Raw genomic sequence first — 279 nt, 5'->3', positions numbered from 1 at the left:
AGATGAAATCAACGGGCGAAGTTATGGGCGTGGGCAAAACCTTTGGCGAAGCATTCTACAAGGCCATTATCGGTAGTAACGAGCGTCTGCCAGGCTTGCCAACTGAAGGCGAAACAAAAACCGTCTTTATCTCAGTTCGTGACAGCGACAAAGCCCAAATCGCTCCGATTGCTCGTCAGCTTGCAGACTTTGGTTTTAAGATTGTCTCGACCACTGGCACGCAAAAAGTACTGAGCGACGCTGGTATCGAAAGCCAGCAAATCAACAAGGTCACTGAAG

The 279-nt window shown here is 49.1% G+C and carries 1 protein-coding gene; it reads left to right on the top strand.

The window, feature by feature from the left end; genetic code table 11:
- A partial coding sequence (locus SB772_RS40205; RefSeq protein ID WP_410838544.1) for a hypothetical protein occupies nt 1-279 on the top strand: 279 nt, incomplete at both ends.

The sequence above is a fragment of the Paraburkholderia sp. SIMBA_030 genome (assembly GCF_046535245.1).
Taxonomy (GTDB): domain Bacteria; phylum Pseudomonadota; class Gammaproteobacteria; order Burkholderiales; family Burkholderiaceae; genus Paraburkholderia.
Note: the sequence above shows the minus strand (reverse complement) of the source record. Positions and strands in the feature narration are given on the sequence as shown.